Annotated in this window: 26 protein-coding genes; 15 read left to right on the top strand and 11 right to left on the bottom strand. The window is 60.1% G+C overall.

Features of this window, described 5'->3' with window-relative positions; all coding sequences use genetic code 11:
- Nucleotides 1-315: 315 nt before the first annotated feature.
- From dusA to tal, 6 genes are all read left to right on the top strand, one after another.
- On the top strand, nt 316-1,317 hold the full coding sequence (gene dusA / locus AC3IUA_RS10370) for a tRNA dihydrouridine(20/20a) synthase DusA (RefSeq protein ID WP_489360596.1): 1,002 nt from the start codon (nt 316-318) through the stop codon (nt 1,315-1,317).
- Between the two features lie 74 nt (nt 1,318-1,391).
- Nucleotides 1,392-1,862: an Xre family toxin-antitoxin system antitoxin gene (locus AC3IUA_RS10365; RefSeq protein WP_489360594.1), complete on the top strand. Its 471-nt coding sequence runs from the start codon at nt 1,392-1,394 to the stop codon at nt 1,860-1,862.
- Nucleotides 1,862-2,356 carry an RES family NAD+ phosphorylase gene (locus AC3IUA_RS10360; RefSeq protein WP_489360592.1) on the top strand — a complete coding sequence of 165 codons (495 nt, stop codon included), beginning with the start codon at nt 1,862-1,864 and terminating at the stop codon, nt 2,354-2,356. Before AC3IUA_RS10365 ends, AC3IUA_RS10360 begins: the two co-directional genes overlap by 1 nt.
- Nucleotides 2,357-2,539: 183 nt before the next feature.
- Nucleotides 2,540-2,782 (top strand): AbrB/MazE/SpoVT family DNA-binding domain-containing protein, encoded by a 243-nt coding sequence (locus AC3IUA_RS10355; RefSeq protein WP_489360590.1) that lies wholly within the window; start codon nt 2,540-2,542, stop codon nt 2,780-2,782.
- On the top strand, nt 2,779-3,174 hold the full coding sequence (locus AC3IUA_RS10350; protein WP_489360588.1) for a type II toxin-antitoxin system VapC family toxin: 396 nt from the start codon (nt 2,779-2,781) through the stop codon (nt 3,172-3,174). Before AC3IUA_RS10355 ends, AC3IUA_RS10350 begins: the two co-directional genes overlap by 4 nt.
- Nucleotides 3,175-3,377: 203 nt before the next feature.
- The gene (gene tal / locus AC3IUA_RS10345) at nt 3,378-4,304 is read left to right on the top strand and encodes a transaldolase (protein WP_489360586.1); all 927 of its coding nucleotides are present in this window, start codon (nt 3,378-3,380) and stop codon (nt 4,302-4,304) included.
- Between the two features lie 74 nt (nt 4,305-4,378).
- Here the strand turns inward: tal and rssC are convergent, their stop codons facing one another.
- Complete coding sequence (gene rssC, locus AC3IUA_RS10340; RefSeq protein WP_489360584.1) at nt 4,379-4,861, bottom strand: anti-sigma factor antagonist RssC; 483 nt, start codon at nt 4,859-4,861, stop codon at nt 4,379-4,381.
- Nucleotides 4,861-6,042: a two-component system response regulator RssB gene (rssB, locus tag AC3IUA_RS10335; RefSeq protein ID WP_489362304.1), complete on the bottom strand. Its 1,182-nt coding sequence runs from the start codon at nt 6,040-6,042 to the stop codon at nt 4,861-4,863. The genes rssC and rssB overlap by 1 nt, the downstream gene beginning before the upstream one ends.
- Before the next feature lie 278 nt (nt 6,043-6,320).
- On the opposite strand from rssB, the gene AC3IUA_RS10330 reads away from it, so the two are divergent.
- Nucleotides 6,321-6,608, top strand: coding sequence for a PilZ domain-containing protein (locus AC3IUA_RS10330; RefSeq protein ID WP_489360583.1), 288 nt, complete (start codon nt 6,321-6,323; stop codon nt 6,606-6,608).
- A 59-nt stretch (nt 6,609-6,667) separates the two neighbouring features.
- Here the strand turns inward: AC3IUA_RS10330 and AC3IUA_RS10325 are convergent, their stop codons facing one another.
- Nucleotides 6,668-7,357: an MlaA family lipoprotein gene (locus AC3IUA_RS10325; protein ID WP_489360581.1), complete on the bottom strand. Its 690-nt coding sequence runs from the start codon at nt 7,355-7,357 to the stop codon at nt 6,668-6,670.
- Nucleotides 7,358-7,559: 202 nt separating this feature from the next.
- On the opposite strand from AC3IUA_RS10325, the gene pcrP reads away from it, so the two are divergent.
- Both pcrP and AC3IUA_RS10315 read left to right on the top strand, forming a co-directional pair.
- Nucleotides 7,560-8,186 (top strand): HAD superfamily inactivated hydrolase PcrP, encoded by a 627-nt coding sequence (gene pcrP / locus AC3IUA_RS10320; protein ID WP_489360579.1) that lies wholly within the window; start codon nt 7,560-7,562, stop codon nt 8,184-8,186.
- Between the two features lie 113 nt (nt 8,187-8,299).
- A complete protein-coding gene (locus AC3IUA_RS10315; protein ID WP_150644238.1) occupies nt 8,300-8,563 on the top strand; it encodes a DUF4404 family protein in 264 nt (87 codons plus the stop codon).
- 143 nt (nt 8,564-8,706) lie between these two features.
- Here AC3IUA_RS10315 and queF read toward each other — a convergent pair whose 3' ends face one another.
- Together queF and copI are read right to left on the bottom strand one after the other, a co-directional pair.
- Complete coding sequence (gene queF, locus AC3IUA_RS10310) at nt 8,707-9,537, bottom strand: NADPH-dependent 7-cyano-7-deazaguanine reductase QueF (protein WP_489360577.1); 831 nt, start codon at nt 9,535-9,537, stop codon at nt 8,707-8,709.
- Between the two features lie 69 nt (nt 9,538-9,606).
- A complete protein-coding gene (gene copI / locus AC3IUA_RS10305) occupies nt 9,607-10,161 on the bottom strand; it encodes a copper-resistant cuproprotein CopI (protein ID WP_489360575.1) in 555 nt (184 codons plus the stop codon).
- A 154-nt stretch (nt 10,162-10,315) separates the two neighbouring features.
- On the opposite strand from copI, the gene AC3IUA_RS10300 reads away from it, so the two are divergent.
- Nucleotides 10,316-10,996 carry a heavy metal response regulator transcription factor gene (locus AC3IUA_RS10300; protein ID WP_489360573.1) on the top strand — a complete coding sequence of 227 codons (681 nt, stop codon included), beginning with the start codon at nt 10,316-10,318 and terminating at the stop codon, nt 10,994-10,996.
- Complete coding sequence (locus AC3IUA_RS10295; protein ID WP_489360571.1) at nt 10,996-12,357, top strand: heavy metal sensor histidine kinase; 1,362 nt, start codon at nt 10,996-10,998, stop codon at nt 12,355-12,357. Before AC3IUA_RS10300 ends, AC3IUA_RS10295 begins: the two co-directional genes overlap by 1 nt.
- Nucleotides 12,358-12,426: 69 nt before the next feature.
- On the opposite strand, the gene AC3IUA_RS10290 is transcribed toward AC3IUA_RS10295, so the two are convergent.
- From AC3IUA_RS10290 to AC3IUA_RS10280, 3 genes are all read right to left on the bottom strand, one after another.
- A complete protein-coding gene (locus tag AC3IUA_RS10290; protein ID WP_489360569.1) occupies nt 12,427-13,671 on the bottom strand; it encodes a lipoprotein-releasing ABC transporter permease subunit in 1,245 nt (414 codons plus the stop codon).
- A 66-nt stretch (nt 13,672-13,737) separates the two neighbouring features.
- Nucleotides 13,738-14,421, bottom strand: coding sequence for a lipoprotein-releasing ABC transporter ATP-binding protein LolD (lolD, locus tag AC3IUA_RS10285; protein WP_489360567.1), 684 nt, complete (start codon nt 14,419-14,421; stop codon nt 13,738-13,740).
- A gap of 7 nt (nt 14,422-14,428) precedes the next feature.
- The gene (locus AC3IUA_RS10280; RefSeq protein WP_489360565.1) at nt 14,429-15,679 is read right to left on the bottom strand and encodes a lipoprotein-releasing ABC transporter permease subunit; all 1,251 of its coding nucleotides are present in this window, start codon (nt 15,677-15,679) and stop codon (nt 14,429-14,431) included.
- Nucleotides 15,680-15,773: 94 nt separating this feature from the next.
- Between AC3IUA_RS10280 and AC3IUA_RS10275 the strand changes: the two genes are divergently transcribed.
- Together AC3IUA_RS10275 and AC3IUA_RS10270 are read left to right on the top strand one after the other, a co-directional pair.
- The gene (locus AC3IUA_RS10275) at nt 15,774-16,361 is read left to right on the top strand and encodes a PilZ domain-containing protein (protein WP_489360563.1); all 588 of its coding nucleotides are present in this window, start codon (nt 15,774-15,776) and stop codon (nt 16,359-16,361) included.
- A gap of 18 nt (nt 16,362-16,379) precedes the next feature.
- Nucleotides 16,380-17,102, top strand: coding sequence for a glycerophosphodiester phosphodiesterase (locus AC3IUA_RS10270; RefSeq protein ID WP_489360561.1), 723 nt, complete (start codon nt 16,380-16,382; stop codon nt 17,100-17,102).
- A gap of 42 nt (nt 17,103-17,144) precedes the next feature.
- Here the strand turns inward: AC3IUA_RS10270 and sthA are convergent, their stop codons facing one another.
- From sthA to AC3IUA_RS10255, 3 genes are all read right to left on the bottom strand, one after another.
- Nucleotides 17,145-18,539 (bottom strand): Si-specific NAD(P)(+) transhydrogenase, encoded by a 1,395-nt coding sequence (gene sthA, locus AC3IUA_RS10265; RefSeq protein ID WP_489360559.1) that lies wholly within the window; start codon nt 18,537-18,539, stop codon nt 17,145-17,147.
- Between the two features lie 215 nt (nt 18,540-18,754).
- Nucleotides 18,755-19,762, bottom strand: a complete 1,008-nt coding sequence (locus tag AC3IUA_RS10260; protein ID WP_489362302.1) for an FAD:protein FMN transferase — start codon at nt 19,760-19,762, stop codon at nt 18,755-18,757.
- 894 nt (nt 19,763-20,656) lie between these two features.
- A complete protein-coding gene (locus tag AC3IUA_RS10255) occupies nt 20,657-22,120 on the bottom strand; it encodes a glyceraldehyde-3-phosphate dehydrogenase (protein ID WP_489360557.1) in 1,464 nt (487 codons plus the stop codon).
- A 169-nt stretch (nt 22,121-22,289) separates the two neighbouring features.
- On the opposite strand from AC3IUA_RS10255, the gene mfd reads away from it, so the two are divergent.
- Both mfd and AC3IUA_RS10245 read left to right on the top strand, forming a co-directional pair.
- Nucleotides 22,290-25,739: a transcription-repair coupling factor gene (gene mfd / locus AC3IUA_RS10250; protein ID WP_489360555.1), complete on the top strand. Its 3,450-nt coding sequence runs from the start codon at nt 22,290-22,292 to the stop codon at nt 25,737-25,739.
- A 10-nt stretch (nt 25,740-25,749) separates the two neighbouring features.
- Nucleotides 25,750-26,322, top strand: a complete 573-nt coding sequence (locus tag AC3IUA_RS10245) for a CsiV family protein (protein ID WP_489360553.1) — start codon at nt 25,750-25,752, stop codon at nt 26,320-26,322.

Below are 26,322 nucleotides of genomic sequence, written 5' to 3'. Positions count from 1 at the left end.
AGGGCGTTAGTTACGATGTGCACGTGCCATAATCGTTTCTTCAGGTTCTGCCCCTCAAAAGGTTAGGCAAGGGCTAGCTTTTTTGCCAGGCCACATCTATCGCATTGATAACAAACTTGACATTGGCCAGCCATGATCAAATGGCCGACGGTTAAAATGGAAACAGATGGCGAATTCCAGTCGCAGCCTATCCCCCGCTCAGTCCCTGCTCTCCAATCCTGTTAAACTCACAACTTTGACCACCTGTCATTTCCATAGCCAAGCCCGCTTTTCACCACTGGGCCAAGCTAAAACCGCAATCCAACAGACGCCCCAATGCCCCTAGATCTCGTTCCAATCACCAGCCCAGCCCTCTCCCGCCGCTTCTCCGTTGCGCCGATGATGGACTGGACCGACCGCCACTGCCGGTTCTTCCTCCGTCTGCTCTCCAAACACGCCCTGCTCTACACCGAGATGGTCACCACCGGCGCCCTGCTCAATGGCGACCACGACCGTTTCCTGCGCCACAACGAAGCCGAGCACCCGCTCGCCCTGCAACTCGGCGGCAGCGTCCCTGCTGATCTGGCCGCTTGCGCTCGCATGGCCCAGGAGCACGGCTACGACGAGGTCAACCTCAACGTCGGCTGCCCAAGCGACCGGGTGCAGAACAATATGATCGGTGCGTGCCTGATGGCGCACCCTGCGCTGGTGGCGGATTGTGTGAAGGCGATGCGCGATGCGGTGTCGATTCCGGTGACGGTGAAGCATCGGATCGGGATTAATGGGCGGGACAGTTACGAGGAGTTGTGCGATTTCGTCGGGACGGTTCGGGATGCCGGGTGTACCAGTTTTACCGTGCATGCACGGATTGCGATTCTGGAGGGGTTGTCGCCGAAGGAGAACCGGGACATTCCGCCGCTGCAATATGACGTTGCGGCGCGGTTGAAGGCGGATTTCCCGGAGCTGGAGATTATTCTTAACGGCGGGATCAAGACGCTGGCGGAGTGTCACGAGCATTTGCAGCGTTTTGACGGGGTGATGCTGGGGCGTGAGGCGTATCACAATCCTTATGTGATGGCTGAGGTGGATCAGCAATTGTTCGGCAGTACCGCGCCGGTGATTACCCGGGCCGAGGCGTTGGCGCGGTTGCGGCCTTATATTGCCGAGCATCTGGCGACTGGCGGGGCGATGCACCATATCACCCGGCATGTGCTGGGGCTGGGCACCGGGTTTCCGGGGGCACGCAAGTTTCGGCAGTTGTTGTCGGTGGATATTCACAAGGCTAAAGAGCCTTTGGCGTTGCTGGATCAGGCGGCGGAGTTGCTTGAGGGGCGCTAGCACCTGCAAAGACTCGCATGTCTCGCCATCTGGCACTATGATTTCGCCATATGGCGCGAGCGAGGTGGCCCGATATGGCAGTCCAGGGCGAAACACATCACTACCAGTCCCAAGATCCGACCAAGCCCTTGCAGTTGCTGTTTGGCAGCCGGCCACCGCACGCCCGAAGTGCTTTCGAGGTTCATGAGCTGATTGAAAGAGGCTTTCCTTCAGACGCGGTGATCAGCTTCGTTCAGTCCGTCGCAAGCTTCAAAGACAAACAGGTCTTCGGCAAAATCATCGGGCTTTCTGATCGCACCGTGCAGCGGCGCATCAAGAATCCTGAGCCGCTCACGTCCGAGCAGAGCAGCAGCGCTTGGCGCCTGGCCAAGGTGTTGAGTAAGGCTGAGGGCGTATTTGGCGATCTCCAGGAAGCGGCGAACTGGATGGTGACGCCTGCGCTGGGCCTGGAAGGCCGTGCCCCAATAGATTTGCTGACCACCCAGGTGGGCTTTGAACTGGTGGATGACTTCCTGACCCGTATGGACTATGGGGTCTATTCCTGATGGTGCTGGCGCCTGGTAGTACGGAACTCTGCCTCTGGCGTCTTGACCGTAAAGAGCATGCCGCGACATGGTTCAGTGGCATCGGCGCAGAATTGGGCGGCGGTCGCTGGAACTCGAAGGGAGTCAAAGCGGTGTACAGTTCTGCCGACCCCTCTACGGCTATCCTCGAGGTTGCTGTCCATAAAGGCTTCCGCGCCCTCGACAGCGTTCGCCATGTCCTGACTGGCGCGCGAATTCTCGATCTGTCCCGGGTGCACCGTATTACTCCAGACGATGTCCCCAACCCGAACTGGCTGGTACCGGGCACACCCAGCCTTGGCCAGCAGCAATTCGGCGATGAGCTATTGGCGCAGCACTCCTTTATCCTGACCCCATCGGCGGTCTCTCGACACAGCTGGAACATTGTGATGAATCCGGATTTGGCCGAAGGCTTGTATGAGGTCGTGCGGCAAGAGGCGTTCGCGCTCGACACACGCTTGAATCCGCCCCACTGAGCTGCTCCCAATCCAGCGCCCTAAGCACGTCGCCGGTGCTTCTCACTTGAAACGTCCTTATCGAAACGGGGTTTCAGGCTTCGTTTCGTTATTTTGCCGCCCATCGTGATGCTCCCGTTGAACGTTGATTTCCCATATTCCTTACCATAAAGTAAGGAAAAACGAGCTAACGGAGTAACCGCCATGGCAACCGCCACACTGACCTCGAAAGGACAAATCACCATTCCGGCACAGGTTCGGGCCTCTCTTGGCCTCGACACTGGGGATCGCATCGAATTTGTAGCCATAGGCGATGGCAAATTCGCCATCATGGCAGCGACTCATTCGGCCCGGGATCTCAAAGGACTCATTCGCAAGCCCGCTAAGGCCGTAAGCATCGAAGACATGAACCAGGCCATCGCAGCTCAAGGATCCAAAGCCAAATGATAGGTCTGGATACCAACGTACTGGTCAGGTATGTCGCCCAGGATGACCCGAAGCAATCAGCCAAAGCGTCCGAGTTGATTGAGTCATTGACGATAGCCTCACCGGGCTTCATCACAATGGTCTCAATAGTCGAGTTGGTCTGGGTGCTCCAATCCTGCTACGAGAGTGCTAAAAGCGAGATCATTGTGGTTCTCGAAACCCTTTTGCGAACTCGCGAGTTGACGGTGGAAAACACCGAAACAGTCTGGCAGGCGCTACGTAGCTACTCACAAGCCAACGCTGATTTCGCAGATTGCCTGATTGAGCGCAGCGCCAACGCGGCAGGATGCGAGTACATCGTCACCTTCGACAGCAAGGCGGCCAAGACAGCGGGCATGCGTCGCCTGACTTGACTGATATCTCCTCAAAGGTCGCTAACCATCACTTTGTTTGAACCTGTGACGCATTTCGGCATCGAATTTACCGATACCGCGCCCCGCCTTTCAAACGCCTGTTTTCAGGTAGTTGCCGCTGGAGCCATCGATACGCATTCGTACCCTTGAGTGGCTGTCAGCGCTCGGGTAATGTCAACAGACCCACAGGATAGAGCACGCTTATGACTTCCAAGCTGGATCAACTCAAGCAGTTCACCACCGTTGTTGCCGATACTGGCGATTTTGAAGCTATCGCTCGGGTCAAGCCGGTGGATGCCACCACCAATCCTTCGCTGCTGCTCAAGGCCGCGGCCATTCCAGGTTATGCCGAGTTGCTGAACGCCTGTATCAGCGACTGCAAGGGCGATGTCGGTCTGGCCAGCGATCGCTTTGGCGTGGCGGTCGGGCAAGAGATTCTGAAGGTGATTCCGGGGCGTATTTCCACTGAAGTGGATGCGCGCCTGTCGTTCGACACTGACGCGGTATTGAAGCGCGCGCACCGTCTGATCGAGTTGTATGACCAGGCCGGTATTGGCCGTGAACGCGTACTGATCAAGGTCGCGTCCACCTGGGAAGGTATCCGCGCTGCCGAGAAACTCGAGCGCGAGGGTATTCAGACCAACCTGACCCTGCTGTTCTCTTTCGCCCAGGCGGTTGCCTGTGCCGATGCCGGGGTGTTCCTGATTTCGCCGTTCGTGGGCCGGATCTACGACTGGTACAAGAAGAGCAGCGGTAACGACTACGCAGGCGCGGATGATCCGGGCGTGCAGTCGGTCACTCGCATCTACAACTACTACAAGGCCAATGACTTCAAGACTGTGGTCATGGGTGCCAGTTTCCGCAACCTGAACCAGATCGAGCAGTTGGCCGGCTGTGATCGCCTGACGATCAGTCCGGAGCTATTGGAGAAACTTGCCGCGGACACTGGCAAGCTTGAGCGCAAGCTGGTTCCAGGCAATGCCGGTGAACCCCGTCAGAGTCTGACCGAGAGCCAGTTCCGCTGGGCGTCCAACGAGGATGCCATGGCCACCGAGAAGCTGGCTGAAGGTATTCGTCAGTTCGCCCGCGACCAGGAAAAACTCGAAGCGCTGCTGCAAGCCAAGCTCTGATCAGCGTCAGGCCCATGCAAAAAGGGCGAACCCTCGCGGGTTCGCCCTTTTTTATGCGCTGTGTCCGGGTACGATCAGTGTCGCTCCAGGGCGTTCACCAGGTCGTGGAAGGCTTCGCGGTTGGAGTCGTTCAGACCCATGAGGATCTTGTGCGCTTCGAGCACCTTGATCCGCACCACTTCTTCCGACTGGTCCTGGGATGGCAGGTCGGTCAGGCATTCCGGGCACGGGATCGGGCGATCGACGATGTTGAACACCTGATCGAAGCCCATCGACTGCAGGAGCCGGGTGATGTCTTCGTGGGTAGTGACAACCGTCGGCAACAGGCCGATCTTCTGCCGCGAAAGGATCGACAGTTTGGCCAGCAGCCCCAAGGTCGTGCTGTCTATGCTGCGGGTTTCGGTCAGATCGATCACGATCGCTGTAAAATTCAGCGAGGTGAAGATTTTCTCGATAGTCGCATCCAACGCCGAACACAGGGTCAGGCGCACTTCACCGATGAATTTCAGGACGAAAGTGCCATCCTGCTCGGCGAACTGGATTCTTCCAGTACTCATTAAAGATTCCTGCTCAACACCAACAGGGCGATATCATCCGGCATCTCCCCTAGCGTGGCCAATCCAAATACCTGCCGCAGACCATCCAGGCTGCCGCCCGCCGATCTTACCCGTTCAGGTAAGGCGGCCTCTTTCTCTTTGAGTGTCTGTTCGGGCAAAAGGTCCAGAATGCCATCAGACATCAGCGTCAAACTGAATACCGGCGGCAATTCCATCACATGATCCTCGTAGGTGGCTTCATTGAACAAGCCCACCGGCAGACCACGCCCTTCCAGATAACGGACACTGGTTGGGGTGTATAACACAGGCAATGGCAGGTGACCGCCAATGCTATAGGTCAACAAACCCGTCTCCTCGTCGATGACTCCACCGACCATCGTGACATGTTTGCCAAGCTTACAGCTGATCAGGCCCCGGTTGATATGGCCGAGGACTTCCGAAGGCTTGAATTCCGGCAAAGTGCCGTTGCGCTTGGACTCGAACAACAACCGTGTGGTCATGAATTTCAACAGCACGGTGACGAATGCCGATGACGCACCATGGCCGGAAACGTCTGCCAGATAGAACGCCACCCGACGTTCATCGACCCGAAAGTAGTCGACGAAATCACCGGAAAGGTACAAAGACGGGATGATCTGGTGCGCGAACTGGAACTCGTTGATCGTCCAGGGGCTGACCGGCAGCATGTTCATCTGCACCTGGCGCCCGGCGTTCTGGTCTTCCTGCAACAGGTTCAGGCTGGCTTCGAGCTCGCGGTTGGCGGTTTCCAGCTTCTCGCGGTAGCGCTGGTTCTCCAGCAGCAGACGCGCGCGATCCAGGGCCCGGCGCACAGAGTGCTCGAGCACGGCGAGGTCTTCGAGGGGCTTGATCAGGTAGTCCGCAGCGCCAAGACGCAGGGCCTCGACAGCGTCGTTCATGACGCCCGCGCCGGAAACAACGATCACCGGTGTTTGCGGAGCCAGGTCGGTCACCTGACGTATCAGCTCGAGCCCGCCCATCTGTGGCATGCGCAGATCGCAGATCACCAGATCAGGCTTTGCTTGCTCGAATACCTTGAGACCCTGCTGGCCATTGCTGGCCTGAAGGACACTGAATCCGCTGTCTTCCAAATAGGCCGCAAGGCTTGCGCGCACTACTTCGTCGTCGTCGATTATCAGCAGTGTGGCACTGGTTTTCTGCATGTGGGCAAACGGCGCCAGAATTAGGTTGGCGTAGGTGGGCGAGGCTTGGGCCGGGCTCACGCTACTGGATTCGCTTTCTAGCCTCTCTGAGTCGCAGCCTTTTGGAGCTTGGTGCCCTGTTCGCGCGTTATCAGAGGTGCCCTTCTAAGGCGCAGACGGTACTCCCATCCGCGGGGCGTTTCAAGCTCATGGCGATGGTCGCCTGAGGTCTTTACATCGCAAATGACCGGGAGTTATAAGAACAGACAAAACCGTAACGGAATCGAAGGATAGAGCCCATGGGTCAAAACGATCGTGACTACAGTGAAAAGCGTGACTTCATCCGCATGCGAGTGGATGCCGAAATCACCCTGATCCATGCCGGCCAAGTGGTTCCCGCAGTCTGCGTGGACCTTTCCAGCAGTGGCATGCAAGTGCAGGCGCAGCGTTCATTCAGGGTAGGCGACAGGCTCAGCGTGCGCATCGAATCCGAGCATGCGGCCCTCGCGGGACTGGAAGCCGAGACCGAGGTGGTCTGGGTCAAGGATGGCCAGAAACTTGGGCTTACAATCCTGACCATGAATTGATCCCGGACGGAAACGCAGAAGGCGGCCCATTGGCCGCCTTCCTTGATTGCGGGTCAGGTTTAAAAGTCGTCTTCGACCTGACCGTCCTTGACCTTGAATTCGCGGTTTTGCAGGTAGGCGTTGCGGATGAACACGTACTTGTCGCCGCTGATCAGCTTCTCGCTCGACAACAGGCTGGCGCGGGTATCGATGATATCCAGGCCATACCCCACATTCCGCGTCGGGATGTGATTGATGTAACGGTAGGGTTCGGTGAAGCTGTCCACGTACTTGGAAGGTGCATCGCGCAGGGTACTTGGGCCAAGAAATGGCAGCATTACATAGGGACCGCTGCCCATGCCCCAGTAGCCGAGGGTCTGGCCGAAGTCTTCGTCGTTGCGTTGCAGGCCCATTTTGGTCCCGACGTCGAAGAAACCGAGCAGGCCGAAGGTGGTGTTGAACACCAGGCGAGCGGTATCGACGCCGGCGGCGTGGGGCTTGACCTGCAACACGTCGTTGGCCAGGTTGCCGACGTCACCGACGTTACGGAACATGTTGTGGACGCCGTCTTCAAGGAACTGCGGCGTGATTGCCTGATAGCCCTGCGCCAGGGGTTTCAGGGCATAGGTATCGAGCATGTCGTTGAAGCGGAAAATCGGCCGATTGATACTTTCCCAAGGATCTTCTTCCGTGGCTGCCTGAGCAACGAACGGAACCAGCATGGCGCCGGCACACACACATAAATGAGCCAGGCGATTGCTCCAGCGCATAGCAGAAACTCCTTGGTTTGTTCTGTCGCGAGGGCCAGGCCCTGACGGTAAGCGCGCTAGTATAAGACGAATCCGTTCTATTACGCAGCCTTGCGCGCGACGTCCGGGAACAGTCGCGGTTGCGCCCCACCCCATTCACACCGCTGTCACTCAACCGTCATCAGCGACGGCTAGGCTACGTTGCTATTTCAGGGATGCTGATATGCCGCACGCCGAAGCCGTACCCGTAGCCGCTCCAGCCCTGACCGCCGTGCTTTTCGGCCTCAGTGGCTGCCTGGTCGATTTCGGCGCCCGAACGCGCCAGCACAGCCCCGACCAACCGCCCCACGAGCCCGCCAATGTGACGCCGGGCGCGCTGGACATCCTACACAGCTTGCAACACAAAGGCGTCCCCTGCGCTTGGCTGGATGAGCTGCCGCAAGGGGTCAGCCATACCCTCGCAGCATCGCTGCCGGACTGGATCAAACCCACCCACAACGTCGCAACCAGCCGCCAATGGCCCGCGCCGAATGCCTGCTGGCAGGCGCTGATGGCGCTGAATGTCGATCGCCTGGATGGCTGCGTACTGGTCAGCGGCGAACCGCGCCTGCTGCAGGCGGGCCTCAATGCCGGGCTGTGGACTATTGGCCTGGCCTCCTGCGGTTCGTTGTGCGGGCTCGCGCCCAGCGAATGGCAGGCATTGAGCCAGCAAGCGCGCGAGCACAAACGCGGCAAGGCAACGCTGCAGCTGTTCGGCCTCGGGGTGCATTCAGTGATCGATCACCTGGGCGAACTTGGCACCTGCCTGGCAGATATCAGTCAGCGGCGGCTCAAGGGCGAAAAGCCTTGATTTGATCGAGATCATGCACTTGGCGGTGGAGTGGATTACTCTAAGGTCAGGGGATGAATCTTTGGTCTGCCGTAGCGGTCCATCCCTGTGCCTATCAATAAAGGGAGAACGCCATGCCTGCCCGCGACCTGCAAAAACAACTCGATACCCTGCGCGAGCAATTGGAGCAGAACCCACCGCTTTCGGAAGCTGAACGCGCCGATCTGCAATTGCTGATGCAACAGATCGAACTCGAAATCGAAATCGAGAGAAAAACCCAGGACACCAGCCTGGCCGATGGCGTCAACCTCGCCGTAGAACGCTTCGAAGTCGACCATCCGGCGATTGCCGGCACCTTGCGCAATATCGTGATAGCGCTTGGCAACATGGGAATCTAAGCAGCCCGGATACAAAGTGTTTCTGAAGACAAGATCAAAAGATCGCAGCCTGCGGCAGCTCCTACGGGATTTGCGTGTGTACACGGTCGGCGTAGGAGCTGCCGAAGGCTGCGATCTTTTAGCATCAACACACTTTTCAGGCCTTACTGCCGAACCAACCTGAGGTTAGGCAATTCCACCGCCTCGGTGCTGCGATACGGGTTGATATCCAGACCACCCCGACGCACATAACGCGCATACACCGTGAGTTTCTCCGGTTTCAGCAGACGCTGCAGGTCGAGAAAGATCCGCTCCACGCACTGCTCATGGAAGTCCGCGTGCTGACGGAAGCTCACCAGATAAGCCAACAGGCTGGCATGATCCAGCGCGGCGCCGCGATAGTCCACGGCAACGCTGCCCCAATCCGGTTGGCCGGTCACCGGGCAATTGGATTTGAGCAGATGACTATGCACACTCTCCTCGATCACTCGCGACTCGTCGCAGCGCAGCAGTTCCGGACGCGGCTGCTGATAATCGCTGACACTGACATCCAGCTCGTCGATGCAGACACCCGGCAACCCGGCCACACCTTCGGCCTGGACCTCGCTCAGGCTGCGAATCCGCACGCCCACCGGCTTGCCGGCCGCAGCTGACAGGTCTTCCTGCAAGGTCGCTTCCAGGCTTTGACGATCGGCGAACGGGGTCTGGTTCAATGAGTTGAGGTACAGCTTGAAGGACTTCGACTCAATGATGTTCGGCGAATCCGCGGGAATGCTGAATTCGCCGATGGCCACCACCGGCTTGCCGGACGGCAGCAACCAGGACAGCTCGAAGCAGTTCCAGAAGTCCACGCCCTTGTACGGCAGGGTTTCGGCGCTCAAGCCCAGCTCGGCCCATTTCGCCGCGCGCGGGATCGGAAACAGCAGAGACGGGGTGTAGGTAGAAATGTATTCACTGGACTTGCCCAGCGGCGAATGTTCGGCTGCGGGATGCATGGCGGGAACCTGACTAAATAAACCCGACAAGTCTACCAGCCTTTGCTCCCGCCTTTGAGTGCCAGGCGCTTACTGGCTGACGCTGAGCTTGCCGACCATGCCCGCCTGATAGTGGCCGGGGATGTTGCAGGCGAACTCCAGGTGGCCGGCCTTGCTGAAGGTCCAGGTCAATTCAGCGGTTTTACCCGGCTCCACCAGCACACTGTTGGGGTCATCATGCTGCATGCTCGGCCCATGCTGCATGCCGGCCATTGCACCATGGCCCATCGCCGCGTGATCCATGGATCCGGAGGGTTTCTTCATCGCTGTCGGGGTCAACATGCCGCTCTGCTGCATCTGCAGCATTTCCTGCTGGTGCCTGGCATGCATCGTCGCATCGCCCAGGTTGAACTCATGCAGCAGTTGGCCTTTGTTGATCAGCACAAAACGCACCGTTTCACCGGCCTTGATCTCCAGCGACTGAGGGTCGAACGACATCTCGCTCATCACCACCTCGACCGTACGCGTGGCTTTCGCCGCCGGCGCGGGCGCGCCGAAGCTGTAGGTCTGCGCTGGCGACGCCCACACCGGGAAGCTCAAAACCAGCAGGCAACCGGCAAGCACCAGTCGATTTCGCAAAAACATAGTCACACTCCAACAATAAGAGGTTCAGCCTGTGGGAAACTCTAACGTCGCGCCGCTGCCAGTCAGCTGACTGCTAGATTACAACTTTGTCAGGTTGCGCCAAGTCGCAGCCACCCACGGTATAAAGCTCCCGTCCGTTTGCCATGAGTCGCCCATGAAACTGCTGATCGTCGAAGACCAACCGAAAACCGGGCAGTACCTGCGCCAGGGGCTGAGTGAAGCCGGGTTTAACGCCGAACTGGTGGCCGATGGCACCACCGGCCAGCACCTGGCGCTGACCGGCGATTACGCGCTGTTGATCCTCGACGTGATGCTGCCCGGTCGCGACGGCTGGCAGATTCTGCAAGCCGTGCGCAGCGCCGGCCTGGACATGCCGGTGCTGTTTCTGACCGCCCGCGACGCCGTAGAGGACCGGGTGCATGGCCTTGAACTGGGGGCCGACGACTATCTGGTCAAACCCTTCGCTTTCTCCGAACTGCTGGCCCGCGTGCGCAGCCTGTTGCGCCGCGGCAGTGGCACAACCCAGGACACCAGCCTGCAATTGGCTGATTTGCGCCTGGACCTGATCCGCCGTCGGGTCGAACGCGGTGGCCAGCGCATCGACCTGACCGCCAAGGAGTTCGCCTTGCTGGAGATGCTCCTGCGCCGTCAGGGCGAGGTGCTGCCCAAGTCGCTGATCGCTTCGCAGGTCTGGGACATGAATTTCGACAGCGACACCAACGTCATCGAAGTGGCGATTCGCCGCCTGCGCCTGAAGATCGACGATGACTTTCCGAACAAACTGATTCATACCGTGCGCGGCATGGGCTACGTGCTCGAAGAGCGCCCGGCCTGATGCGCCGGCTTTCTTTGAGCAGTCGCCTGGCCCTGTTGTTTGCCGCCTGCACCGCGGTGGTTTCGTTGCTGGCCGGAGTGCTGTTCAGTCGCGCCAGTGAAGGGCATTTCATCGAGCTCGACCAGCAACTGCTCGACGGCAAACTGATTGCCCTGCGCAGCGCCTTGCAAGGCACCGATGACCCGGCCCGGTTCGCCGAGCGCAAAGCCCGGCTGCTGGATGAATTGAATCATCAACCGGACCTGTCGCTGCGCGTCAGCGCTGCGGATGGCAGCGTCTGGTTCAGCAGTTCCAGCGCCCTGCCCGTCGACTTGCCATCCGTGCCCGGCCTGCACAGCCTACAAAGCGACGGTACGGCTTATCGGGTCTACAGCGTCGCGCTGGAGCCGGACAAACCGGGCTCGCCACGGCTGACCCTGATACTCGATATCACTCACCACCAACACTTCCTGCAACGCATGCAGCACTTGATCTGGTTGACGGTCGGCTTGTCGGCGCTGGCCACTGCACTGCTCGGCGCCTGGGCGGCACGCAGCGGCTTGCGTCCGTTGCGGCGCATGAGCGAGGTCGCCGCCAGTGTGTCCGCCAGCTCACTGACCAAACGCCTGCCCGAGGACCAGATGCCGGACGAACTGGCCGAACTGGCCCATGCCTTCAACGCCATGCTCGGGCGGCTGGACGATTCGTTCCAGCGGCTTTCGGCATTTTCCGCCGACATCGCCCATGAACTGCGCACGCCGCTGTCGAACCTGCTGACCCACACCCAGGTCACCCTCACCCGTCCTCGGACGCTGGAGGACTATCGCGAAGCGCTGCACAGCAATCTCGAAGAGCTTCAATGGATGGCACAACTGGTCAACGACATGCTCTACCTGGCCAAGGCCGATCACGGCTTGCTAAGCCCCAAACGCGAGCCGTTGCAGCTGGCGGATGAGGTCGATCTGCTGCTGGAATTTTTCGCCCCGCTGGCAGAGGACGCCCAGGTCAACCTGAGCCGTGTTGGCAGCGCGAGTTTCGCCGGGGACCGCAGCATGCTGCGGCGCGCCCTTTCCAATCTGCTGGACAACGCCCTGCGATTTACCCCGGCGCAAGGTCAAGTGAGCGTGCGGATTGTCGAGGCCGCGCAAGGCCTGAGCCTGAGCATCGAGAACAGCGGGGACGGAATTTCCCAAGCGTTGTTACCGCGGCTGTTCGATCGTTTCTATCGAGCCGATCCGGCTCGCCGTGAAGGCAGCAGCGAACATGCGGGGCTGGGGCTGGCGATTACCCAGTCGATCATCCGCGCCCATGGTGGGCAGATTCGCTGTGAGTCGGAGCATGGGTGGACGCGGTTTGTGATTGAGTTGCCGAAGGTAGATTGATGCCGGTCAGTTAAGGAGCTTGAGGTCCAGCACTGTTCGCGTAACGTCTTAACTGACCGGTTTATCTACTTACGAATACCTCAACGCATCCGCCGGCTGGATTTTCGATGCGCGCCAGGCCGGGTAGACGGTAGCCAGGAAGCTCAGGACAAAACCCGCGCTGCAGATCAGCGCCACATCCACGCCTTGCAGCTCGGACGGCAGGTTGCTGACGAAGTACACATCGGAACTGAAGATGTGCTGGCCGCTGACCCGTTCCAGCCAACCCACCAGCTCGCTGACATTCAGCGCCGCGATCACCCCGAGGATCCCGCCGATCAACGTGCCGACGATCCCGATTACCGTGCCCTGAACCATGAAGATCGCCATGATCTGCCCGGGTGTCGCGCCGATGGTACGCAGGATCGCGATGTCCGCGCCCTTGTCGTTCACCACCATGATCAAGGTGGCGATGATGTTGAAAGCCGCCACGGCAACGATCATCAGCAACAGCAGACCGATCATGGTCTTTTCCATCTTCATCGCGCTGAACAGGCTGCCCTGGGTATGGGTCCAGTCATCGGCCTTGTAATCGGCGCCCAGACCGCTGGCGATGTCGCTCGACACCTTCGGCGCGGCATACAGATCCTTCACCGCCAGCCGCACGCTTTGTACCTGATTCGGCTGCCAATGCTGCATTTGCGCGGCATCGGCGAGGTGAATCAGCGCCATCGAACCGTCCAGTTCGGCACCGACCTTGAATACCCCGACCACATTCAGCCGCTGCATGCGCGGCGTGATGCCGCCGGGGGCCGAGCTGATTTCCGGGACGATCAGGGTCAGTTTGTCGCCGACATTCAAGCGGAAGCGCCGCGCGGTAATTTCACCCAACACCACCCCGAACTCACCGGGTTTCAACGCATCCAGGCGACCCTGGACGATGTGCCGGGCGACGATCGAGACCTTGCCTTCCTGAGCCGGGTCGACGCCGCTGATCTGGATCGGCTGCATCGAACCCTTATAAGACAGCATGCCCTCCATTTCGGTGAACGGCACTGCGGCGGTCACTTCGGGATTTTTCATCGCGGCGGCGGCCACCGGCTGCCAATCATCGATCGGGTTGACGCCGACGATGGTCGCGTGGGGCACCATGCCGAGGATGCGCGAGCTCATTTCACGCTGGAAACCGTTCATCACCGAGAGCACCACGATCATCGCCAGCACACCCAGGGCGAGGCCGATCATCGAGGTCATCGAGATGAACGAAACAAAACGATTGCGGCGCTTGGCGCGGGTATAGCGCGTGCCGATAAAGATCGATAACGGTCTGAACATTCGCTGGGGCACCGTATAAAAATAAAAGACCCGACGCGCTTTTCAGCCACGCCGGGTTTCGGCCAATCAGATAGGCGTCAGGTAACCTTCCTGCAAGTGCAGGACGCGATCCATCTGGCGGGCCAGGTTCATGTCGTGGGTCACCACCAGGAACGCGGTGCGCATCGAGGTGCTGAGTTCCAGCATCAGATCCTGAATGCCTTGAGCGGTGTGGGAATCGAGGTTGCCGGTCGGCTCATCGAGCATCACCAGTCCCGGATTGTTGACCAGGGCCCGGGCGATTGCCACGCGCTGGCGCTCGCCACCGGACAGCTCCGCCGGCTTGTGTTCCAGGCGATGACCCAGCCCTACCCGCTCAAGCAATGCCTGGGCACGCTTGCGCGCTTCGGGAATCGCCGTGCGGCCGATCAACAGCGGCATGCAGACGTTTTCCAGGGCCGTGAATTCAGGCAGCAAGTGGTGGAACTGGTAGACGAAACCCAGCGAACGGTTACGCAGCAAGCCACGGGCCTTTTCGTTGAGAGCCGAAAGCTCCTCACCCGCCAGCCAGACACTGCCCGAAGACGGTGTATCGAGGCCGCCCAGCAGGTTGAGCAAGGTACTTTTACCCGAACCGGAAGTGCCGACTATCGCCACGCGCTCACCCGGATGCAACTCCAGTTGCAGGCCGGACAACACCACCACCGACTCCGGGCCTTCCTCGTAGGCTTTGCCCAGGTCGCGGCAGCTCAAGATTGCTTTTTCACTCATGCCCAACTCACTCATAACGTAACGCCTCCGCGGGCTGGGTGCGCGCGGCACGCCAGGCTGGATACAGGGTGGCGAGGAAACTCAGGACCAACGCGGCGGCGCTTACCATCAACACGTCTTCGGCCATCAGCTGCGACGGCAGGTAGTCGATGAAATACACGTCGGCGTTAAGGAATTTGTGCCCCAGCAGGCCTTCCAGGCCGGAGATCGCGGCGCTGACATTCAGCGCGGCGAACATCCCGACCACGGCGCCGATCAGCGTACCGACCACTCCGATCACCGTGCCCTGGACCATGAAGATCGCCATGATCTGCCCCGGCGTGGAGCCGAGGGTGCGCAGAATCGCGATGTCACCCTTCTTGTCGTTCACCACCATCACCAGCGTGGAAATGATGTTGAAGGCGGCGACGGCAACGATCAGCAGCAACAGCAGGCCGATCATGGCTTTTTCCATACGGATGGCCTGATACAGGTTGCCGTGGGTGCGTGTCCAGTCACGGGCGTAGAAACGATCTTCGCCGAGCTGCTGGGCAATGTTCCACGCGGTGCGCGGTGCCTGGAACAGGTCGTCGAACTTCAGGCGCAGGCCCTGCACCTGATCCGGCTTCCAGCGATGCAACCTGGCCAGATCCTGCAGATTAGTGACACCCAGGTAGCCGTCGATTTCACCGGCGCCGACATGGAAGATGCCGACCACGGTAAAGCGTTTCATGCGCGGGAACATCCCGGCCGGAGTCACGGTGACTTCCGGCGCCACAAACGTCAGCTTGTCGCCGATGGCCGCACCCAGTTTGGCCGCGGCCTTGTCGCCGATGACAATGCCGAAACTGCCGGGCGCCAGGTCGTCGAGCTTACCCTGCAGCATGAACTTATCAATGATCGACACCTGCCGTTCCAGCGCCGGGTCGATGGCATTGAGCAGCACCTTGGAGACCTTGCCGTTGTTGGTCAGCAACCCCTGCATCTGGGTGAACGGCGCAACCGCCAGCACCTGTGGGTTCTGCTTGACCCTGGCGGCCAGGCTTTGCCAGTCGCTGACCGGCTCACCGGATTCGATGGTCGCGTGGGGCACCATGCCCAGTACACGGGTGCGCATCTCATGATCGAAGCCGTTCATCACCGATAACACGACGATCATCACGACTACGCCGAGGGCGAGTCCGATCATCGAGGTCAGGGAAATGAATGACACAAAATGATTGCGGCGTTTTGCACGGGTATAACGCGTGCCGATAAATACGAAGAGAGGTCTGAACATGTCGGGGCTTGTTCGGAGGAAAGAGGAACGTCCTTGTGGCGGGGGTCGGCAACCAGCTTTACACTCAGACCACCGCTACTACCATGGGTTCGCCATGTCGACATTAGATGAAGAAGATCGCCGCGAATACTACCGTATCGAGGACACGATCGCACTGGAAATTCGGCCCCTGTCTGCCCTTGAAGCCACAGGCCAGGAAGTGTTGCAGGATGAGTCGGCTTTATTCAATCTGCTCAGCGAACTGCACCTGAGCGAATTCGAGTCGCAGCACTTGCTTCGGCAGATCAGCGAACGCGATCGCACCATGGCGGCCTACCTGAAAGTGCTGAACAAGCGCATCGACCTGCTCGGCCAGGTGGTCGCCCAGACCGTGCTCGACAAGTTCGAGGAACCACAACACGTGGTGCTGTCCGAAGGCGGCATCGAGTTCGAGCATCACCTCGCCTACCCGGCCGACAGCCATCTGGCGATCAAGCTATTGCTGATGCCGCAAGCCTTGGGCCTGCTGTTGCGGGCCAGGGTCACGAACTGTGAACCAGAGGGCTTCGGCACGTTCAAAATCGGCACTGAGTTCGAGTCGCCGACCGACGCGCAACGCCAGTTGCTGGCCCGTTACATCTTGCAGAAACAGGCGCAGGAGCGACGCCTGGCCCGCGAAAAAACCGATTTATCCGGCGATTAACTTTTTTAAGGAAGAACCGTGACCCTTATCTACGGCCACCGCGGCGCCAAAGGCGAAGCACCGGAAAACACCCTGGCCAGTTTTCAGCAATGCCTCAAGCACGGGGTACGTCGCTGCGAGCTGGACCTGCACCTGTCCATGGACGGCGAGTTGATGGTGATCCACGACCCGACGCTCAAGCGCACCACCGACCGCCGCGGCAAGGTGGTCGAGCAATTGGCCGCCGACCTGGTGACCTACGATGCGCGCAAGGGTGGGCCGGGCTGGATCAAGCCATGTCCGATTCCACGTTTGGAGGAGCTGTTTGAGAAGTGTGATTTCGAGCACTGGCAGCTCGAGGTCAAGAGCGCTTCACGCACGCGCGCGGTCACCACGGTACTGGCGATTCGCGAAATGGCCCAGCGCTTCGGCTTGCTGGACAAGGTCACCATCACCTCGAGCTCGAGGGAAGTGCTCAAGGCCGCGCTGGAACTGACACCGGACGTGTCCCGCGGGCTGGTCGCCGAATACGCCTGGCTCGACCCGATCAAGGTCGCGCAAAGCTATGGCTGCGAGATTCTCGCGCTGAACTGGACGCTGTGCACCCCCGAGCGCCTGGAGAAGGCGCAGCGTCAGGGTTTGCATGTGTCGGTGTGGACAGTCAACGAACCCGCGCTGATGCGCAGGCTCGCCGACTTCGGCGTAGATAGCCTGATTACAGACTTTCCCGGTTTGGCCAGCGCCACTCTCGAGAATTGCTGAAATCGGTCTCCCCGGCCGGCTCAGGCCACCGGCCGGAGCCGCTCAAAAAAGCCGGTTGAGGCCGTCGTAAGCCGCTACCCGATAGGCTTCAGCCATGGTCGGGTAGTTGAACGTGGTGTTGACGAAGTACTTCAGGGTATTGAGCTCGCCCGGCTGGTTCATGATCGCCTGGCCGATGTGCACGATCTCCGAGGCCTGGTAACCGAAGCAATGCACCCCGAGGACCTCCAGGGTCTCGCGGTGGAACAGGATCTTCAGCATGCCCTGGGGCTCGCCGGCGATCTGCGCGCGCGCCATGCCCTTGAAGAACGCCTTGCCGACTTCGTAAGGCACCTTGGCCTGGGTCAGCTCCTGCTCGTTCTTGCCGATCGAGCTGATTTCCGGAATGGTGTAGATGCCGGTCGGCACGTCGTTGACGAAACGCCAGCTGCCGTTATCGACGATGCTGCCGGCTGCCGAACGCCCCTGGTCGTGGGCGGCACTGGCCAGGCTCGGCCAGCCGATCACGTCACCGGCGCCGTAAATGTTCGGCACGCAGGTGCGATAGTTCTCGTCCACTTCGATCTGGCCACGGCTGTTGACCTTGACCCCGATATTTTCCATGCCCAGTTTGTCGGTGTTGCCGGTACGCCCGTTGCACCAGAGCAAGGCATCGGCCTTGATCTTCTTGCCGGACTTGAGGTGCAGGATCACGCCGTTTTCGAGGCCTTCGACCCGGTCGTATTCCTCATTGTGCCGCACCGTGATGTTGTTGTTGCTGAAGTGATAGCTCAGGGCCTGGGAGATCTCGGAGTCGAGGAAGCTCAGCAATTGGCCGCGGTTATCCACCAACTCTACCAATACCCCAAGACCACTGAAGATCGAGGCGTATTCGCAACCGATCACGCCGGCGCCATAAACGATGAGTTTGCGCGGGGTGTGGCCCAGGCTCAGAATGGTGTCGCTATCGTAGATCCGCGGATGGTGGAAATCGATGTCGGCCGGGCGGTACGGGCGCGAACCGGTGGCAATGATGATGTGCTTGGCCACCAGCTTCTCGACCACGCCATTGGCGCAAACCACTTCGATGGTTTGCTCGTCGGCGAAGCTGCCGGTGCCGAAGAACAGGTCAACCCGATTGCGCGCGTAATAACCGGTGCGCGAGGCGACCTGCTTGGAAATCACCTTTTCCGCACTCTTGAGTACGTCAGGAAAAGAAAACCAGCGCGGCTCGCCAATGGCCCGGAACATCGGGTTGGTGTTGAACTGCATGATCTGCCGGACCGAGTGACGCAAGGCCTTGGACGGGATAGTCCCCAGGTGGGTGCAGTTGCCGCCGACCTGACGACGGCTATCGACCATCGCCACCTTGCGCCCTGCCTTGACGGCGTTCATCGCCGCACCTTCTCCAGCCGGGCCGGAACCCAGCACCACCACGTCGTAGTTGTAGACAGCCATGCATACTCCTCAGAACAGGCCGCGGCACCACTCAGGCACCCGCGGCTAAATCATGCCGGCCTGTGCGGCATGAAGGAACAATTTGGGGTCATCAAGAAAACCCGGACACAGTCTATAGAAGCGTCAACGCCGCGCACATTAACCCTTGGTCGCGTCGCAGGCTACTTTTTTTGCCTGCACTACATCGCCAGCACTCGACGCCGATAGCGGCGCAATCACTTGGTTTTATCCGCGCTCAGCCGTACAAAAGCCTGACTGCTTCGTGTGACGAAACCGCTATCGGTGCGTATCACAAAAAAAGCGCCGATCTGGTGTTTTTCTGCATAATCCCAGCCGCGCTCCGGCCCCAGGATCAGCAACAGCGTCGACAAGCCATCGGCCATCAACGCCGAAGGATGAATCACCGTCACTGACGCCAGCGCGTGCTCCACCGGCTTGCCAGTACGGGCATCGAAGGTGTGGGAATAACGTCGCCCGTCCTGCTCGAAATATTTACGATAGTCGCCGGAAGTGGATACGCCGTGACCATCGACCACGATCACCCGCTCGGCCACTTGCCGATCGTCACGCGGTTCTTCCAGGGCAACCCGCCAGGGTGAGCCATCGGGCTTTTTACCGAGGGCCTTGAGTTCCCCGGTGACTTCCACCAGATAGCTGTCAATGCCCAGTGCCGTCAGCTTCCCGGCGATCTGGTCCACGGCATAACCGGCGGCGACGCTGTTGAAGTCGACGTTGACCGGCGCATCCTTGCACAACCGGTCACCCTCGATCCGCAAATGAGCATGCCCGACCCGCTGGCGGACTTCAGCCAGGACTTCGGCACTCGGGACTTTCTCCTCACGGGCCTGGGGGCCGAAGCCCCACAGGTTCAGCAGCGGCTCCACGGTCAGGTCGAAGGAACCGTCACTGTCGATCGACAGCTGCTCGCCGACCCGCACCAACTGCAGGATCGACGCCGGCATTGGCTGGCAACTGTTTGCCGGCAAATCGTTGAAACGCTCGATGTCCGAATCGCTGCGGTAGGTCGACATCTGCTGATCGACCTCGGCGAGGATGTTCCGGACGTGCTGCTGAACCTCAGCCGGCCCGGGAATCCCGGTATACCGCACGTACTTGATTGAATAGGTACTGCCCATGGTTGGCCCGCCGAAACTTTCCAGCGTATCGCCCTTGCCACAGCCCGAGAGTGCGCTGAGCACCAGCAAAAGACCGAGAACCTGCATTAGCCACGTGCGCAAACCTGTCCCTCCAGAGAATTGACTCACCCTGTAAGCAGGGGTGGCCATTATGCGACAGATGCTTGCCTAAAAGATCTCAGCTTTCGGTAGCACCTACAGGGGTTTATGTACACCCACCCCATGACAGGGGTACCCGGTCGGCGCGCAGGAGCTGCCGCCAGGCTGCGATCTTTTCCGGGGCGCCGCAAATGCAGGATCAAAAGATCGCAGCCTGCGGCAGCTCGGGTCGCGTGCACCCACAATATTGCAGGGGTACCCGGTCGGCGCGCAGGAGCTGCCGCCAGGCTGCGATCTTTTCCGAGGCGCCGCAAATGCCGGATCAAAAGATCGCAGCCTGCGGCAGCTCCTACGGGTCGCGCACACCCACAATATTGCAGGGGTACCCGGTCGGCGCGTAGGAGCTGCCGCCAGGCTGCGATCTTTTCCGGGGCGCCGCAAATGCCGGATCAAAAGATCGCAGCCTGCGGCAGCTCCTACGGGTCGCGCGCACCCACCATATTGCAGGGGTACCCGGTCGGCGCGCAGGAGCTGCCGCCAGGCTGCGATCTTTTCCGGGGCGCCGCAATTGCCGGATCAAAAGATCGCAGCCTGCGGCAGCTCCTACGGGTCGCGCGCACCCACCATATTGCAGGGGTACCCGGTCGGCGCGTAGGAGCTGCCGCCAGGCTGCGATCTTTTCCGGGGCACCGCAAATGCCGGATCAAAAGATCGCAGCCTGCGGCAGCTCCTACGGGTCGCGTACACCCACAATATTGCAGGGGTACCCGGTCGGCGCGCAGGAGCTGTCGCCAGGCTGCGATCTTTTGATCTTGATCTTTTGAATGCCGCACAAACAAAAACGCCCCGACAAGTCGGGGCGTTTTCACGTGCGGCTAAGGCTTAGCGCGGGAACGCTGGCGGGTTTACCCCGGCCATGTCTTCCATCACGCGCACTACCTGGCAGCTGTAACCGAATTCGTTGTCGTACCAAACGTACAGAACAACGCGGTTATCGTTGCAGATGGTCGCTTCAGCATCCACCACGCCGGCGTGGCGCGAGCCAACGAAGTCGGTGGAAACCACTTCCTGCGAGTTGACGTAGTCGATTTGCTTATGCAGATCGGAGTGCAGCGCCATGTAGCGCAGGTACTCGTTCATCTCTTCGCGGGTAGTGGCTTTCTCAAGGTTGAGGTTGAGAATGGCCATCGACACGTTTGGCGTTGGAACGCGGATCGCGTTACCGGTCAACTTGCCAGCCAGTTCAGGCAATGCCTTGGCAGCGGCGGTGGCAGCACCGGTTTCGGTGATGACCATGTTCAACGCGGCGCTACGACCACGGCGATCGCCTTTGTGGAAGTTGTCGATCAGGTTCTGGTCGTTGGTGTACGAGTGAACGGTTTCGACGTGACCGTTGATGATGCCGAACTTGTCGTTGACTGCCTTGAGCACCGGCACGATGGCGTTGGTGGTGCAGGAAGCCGCGGACACGATCTTGTCGTCAGCAGTGATTTCGCCGTGGTTGATACCGTGCACGATGTTCTTCAGCTTGCCTTTGCCAGGCGCGGTCAGAACAACGCGGTCGATACCCGGGCAGGACAGATGCTGGCCCAGGCCGTCGGCGTCACGCCATACACCGGTGTTGTCCACCAGCAGGGCGTTCTTGATACCGTACTGGGTGTAATCCACTTCAGTAGGGTTCTTCGCGTAGATCACCTGGATCAGGTTGCCGTTGGCGGTGATGGTGCTGTTGGCTTCATCGATAGTGATGGTGCCATCGAACGGGCCATGCACCGAGTCACGACGCAACAGGCTGGCACGCTTGACCAGATCGTTGTCGGCGCCCTTGCGGACCACGATGGCACGCAGACGCAGACCGTCGCCACCACCGGTTTTTTCGATCAGGATGCGCGCCAGCAGACGGCCGATACGACCGAAGCCGTACAGCACGACGTCAGTGCCGGTACGTCCGGAACCATTTTGCTTGCCGACCACATCGGCCAACTCGTCACGGACGAATTGTTCGGCAGTACGGTCATTGCCTTCGGTCTTGAATTTGACCGCCAGCTTGCCCAGGTCTACCGAAGCAGCACCGAGCTTGAGCTCGCTCATCGCTTTGAGCAGTGGGAAAGTTTCGTGGACGGACAGCTCGCTGTCGTCGGACTGGCGGTGGCGAGCAAAGCGGTGGGCTTTGAGAATCGCGATGACTGAACGATTGATCAGGCTGCGGCCATAGATCGAGCTCACCACGTTGTTATTGCGGTAGAGCTGACCGATAAGCGGAATCATCGCCTCAGCGAGCGCTTCACGATCGATCCATTCACCAAGACACTGGTCGGGCTTCTGAGTCACGGGAACCTTCCACATGTAGGGGCAGAAAAAAGGGGCTACATTATGCCGCCGACTGCTCTGCGGATCAATGCGCGGCTGTCGCGAAGCGCTTTTCGCCCTTAGTTTAGTAGTCTGCAACTGACAGCCGGTGCCTTCGCCCGCTACAATTGTCGACTTTGTCGCAACGCTTGGAGCTCAACCTTCCGTGCCCGTTCTGCGTCTACCGCTACTCCCTGCCGCCGCAGGCAAACAGCACTGGGGCAATCTGCCCGGTGCCGCCCTCAGTCTGGCGATTGCCGAGGCTGCCAGCGCTGCAAAGCGCTTCACCCTGCTACTGACCGCCGACAGCCAAAGTGCCGAACGGCTGGAACAGGAGCTGAGTTTCTTCGCCCCGGATTTGCCAGTATTGCACTTCCCGGACTGGGAAACCCTGCCCTACGATCTGTTTTCGCCGCACCAGGACATTATTTCCCAGCGCATCGCCAGCCTTTATCGGTTGCCGGAACTCAGTCATGGCGTTTTGGTAGTGCCGATCACCACGGCCCTACATCGCCTGGCACCGACAAAATTCCTGCTGGGCAGCAGCCTGGTGCTGGACATCGGCCAGAAGCTCGATGTCGACCAGATGCGCATCCGGCTTGAGGCCAGCGGCTACCGCTGCGTCGACACCGTGTACGAGCACGGCGAGTTCGCGGTGCGCGGAGCGTTGATCGACTTGTTCCCGATGGGCAGCAAACTGCCCTATCGCATCGACCTGTTCGATGACGAAATCGAAACCCTGCGCACCTTCGACCCGGAAAACCAGCGCTCCATCGACAAGGTCACCTCGGTGCGACTGCTGCCGGCGCGGGAATTTCCGCTGCAAAAGGATGCGGTCACCCGTTTCAAGGCGCGTTTTCGCGAGCGTTTCGATGTCGACTTCCGCCGATGCCCGATCTTCCAGGACCTGAGCAGCGGGATTACCCCGGCCGGTATCGAGTACTACCTGCCGCTGTTCTTCGACGAAACCTCGACCCTGTTCGACTACCTGCCCCAGGACACCCAGGTGTTTTCCCTGCCGGGCATCGAACAGGCCGCCGAGAACTTCTGGAACGACGTGCGCAACCGCTATGAAGAACGCCGCGTCGACCCGTCGCGGCCATTGCTGCCGCCGGCCGAACTGTTCCTGCCGGTGGAAGACTGCTTTGCCCGCCTGAAAACCTGGCCGCGTGTGATCGCCAGCCAGCAGGACGTCGAACCCGGCGTCGGTCGCGAACGCTTCCCGGCCCAGCCATTGCCCAACCTGGCGATCGAAGCCAAGGCCAATGAGCCACTGGCGGCACTCGCCGGCTTCCTCGACGAGTTTCCCGGCCGCGTGCTGTTTACCGCGGAGTCCGCCGGACGCCGCGAAGTGCTGCTGGAACTGCTCGAACGGTTGAAGCTGCGGCCGAAAACCGTCGACAGCTGGCCGGACTTCGTCGCCAGCAAACATCGCCTGGCGATCACCATCGCTCCTCTGGACGATGGCCTGGTACTGGATGACCCGTCACTGGCACTGATCGCCGAAAGCCCGCTGTTCGGTCAGCGAGTGATGCAGCGCCGACGTCGGGAAAAACGCGCCGACGCCAACAACGATGCGGTGATCAAGAACCTCACCGAGCTGCGCGAAGGCGCGCCGGTGGTGCACATCGATCACGGGGTCGGCCGTTACCTGGGCCTGGCCACCCTGGAAATCGACAATCAGGCTGCCGAATTCCTTACCCTCGCTTACGCCGAGGGCGCCAAGCTCTATGTGCCGGTGGCCAACCTGCACCTGATCGCGCGCTACACCGGCACCGACGATGCCCTGGCCCCGCTGCACCGCCTGGGTTCGGAAACCTGGCAGAAAGCCAAACGCAAAGCCGCCGAACAGGTGCGCGACGTGGCCGCCGAACTGCTCGACATCTATGCCCGGCGTGCGGCCCGCGAAGGGTATGCCTTCGAAGACCCGAAAGCCGATTACGCGACCTTCAGCGCCGGCTTCCCGTTCGAAGAAACCCCGGACCAGCAAACCACCATCGATGCGGTGCGCGCCGACATGCTCGCGCCCAAGCCGATGGACCGCCTGGTCTGCGGCGACGTCGGCTTCGGCAAGACCGAAGTGGCGATGCGCGCGGCCTTCATTGCCGTGCACGGCGGTCGTCAGGTGGCCATCCTGGTGCCGACCACCCTGCTCGCCCAGCAGCACTACAACAGCTTCCGCGACCGCTTCGCCGACTGGCCGGTATCCGTGGAAGTGATGAGCCGCTTCAAGTCGACCAAGGAAATCAACGCCGCGGTCGCCGAACTGGCCGAGGGCAAGATCGACATCGTCATCGGCACCCACAAGCTGCTGCAAGACGATGTGAAAATCAAAAACCTCGGGCTGGTGATCATCGACGAAGAACACCGCTTCGGTGTCCGTCAGAAAGAACAGCTCAAGGCCCTACGCAGCGAAGTCGACATTCTCACCCTGACCGCCACGCCGATTCCGCGCACGCTGAACATGGCGGTCTCGGGCATGCGCGACCTGTCGATCATTGCCACGCCGCCGGCGCGTCGGCTGTCGGTACGGACCTTCGTCATGGAGCAGAACAAGAGCACCGTCAAAGAGGCCCTGCTCCGCGAACTGCTGCGTGGCGGCCAGGTCTATTACCTGCACAACGACGTCAAGACCATCGAGAAATGCGCCGCCGACCTCGCCGAACTGGTGCCGGAAGCACGGATCGGCATCGGCCATGGGCAGATGCGCGAGCGTGAACTCGAACAAGTGATGAGCGACTTCTATCACAAGCGTTTCAACGTGCTGATCGCCTCGACCATCATCGAGACCGGGATCGACGTGCCAAGCGCCAACACCATCATCATCGAGCGAGCCGACAAGTTCGGCCTGGCGCAACTGCACCAGCTGCGCGGCCGGGTCGGTCGCAGCCACCACCAGGCCTACGCCTACCTGCTGACTGCGCCCCGCCAGCAAATCACCCCGGACGCGGAGAAGCGCCTGGAAGCTATCGCCAACACCCAGGACCTCGGCGCGGGCTTCGTGCTTGCCACCAACGACCTGGAAATTCGCGGTGCCGGTGAATTACTGGGTGACGGTCAAAGCGGGCAGATTCAAGCGGTTGGCTTTACTCTGTACATGGAGATGCTCGAGCGCGCAGTGAAAGCCATTCGCAAAGGCGAGCAGCCGAACCTCGACCAACCGTTGGGTGGTGGTCCGGAGATCAACCTGCGATTGCCGGCATTGATTCCCGAAGACTATCTGCCGGACGTCCACGCTCGGCTGATTCTCTACAAACGCATCGCCTCGGCCACCGACGAGGAGGGCCTGAAAGACCTGCAGGTGGAGATGATCGACCGCTTCGGCCTGTTGCCGGAGCCGACCAAGAACCTGGTGCGCATGACCCTGCTGAAACTGCAGGCCGAACTGCTCGGCATCAAGAAAGTCGACGGTGGCCCGCAAGGCGGTCGTATCGAGTTCGAGGCGCAAACCCCGGTTGATCCACTGGTGCTGATCAAGCTGATCCAGGGCCAGCCCAATCGCTACAAGTTCGAAGGCGCCACGATATTCAAATTCATGGTACCGATGGAGCGTCCGGAAGAACGCTTCAATACACTGGAGGCGCTGTTCGAGCACCTCCTTCCGAAAACTGCTTGAAGGACGCCGCATGCGCCTGTTTCGCTCTCTGACCTTGCTACTGACGCTGGTCGCACCCACGGCGTTTGCCGACAGCCTGTATCAGGTTGAAATGATCCTGGTCCGGCAGAACGCCGTGCCGGCCATCATCAACGATAAAATCGTCGCACCGGAAGACTGGGCCGCCGGCGCCCAGCGCATCCCGGCGCAGGACGAACGCACGCCGAGCCTGAATGACGAAGTCGCCAAGCTCGCCGAAAGCAGCAACTACACGGTATTGATGCACAAAGCCTGGCAACAGAACCTCGGCGAAGAGCCGAGCAAAGTCGCGGTCAGCGACGGCCAGGAAACGTTCGGCCAGTTTCCGGTCGAGGGCACCCTCAACCTGAAACTGGGGCGCTTTACCGACGTCGATGCAGAATTCTGGGTCAATCAGATCGACAGCAATGGCCTGGTCACCGCCAGCGAGCGCATGAGCCAGACCAGCCACACCAAGAACGGTCAGCTGAACTTCCTCGACAACGGCCACCTCGGCCTGCTGATCAAGATCACCTCGCTGACAGCCCCTGCGCCTACGCCAGTCCCCGATGAAATACCGGACTGA

The organism is Pseudomonas sp. KH_050 (assembly GCF_057838875.1).
Note: the sequence above shows the minus strand (reverse complement) of the source record. Positions and strands in the feature narration are given on the sequence as shown.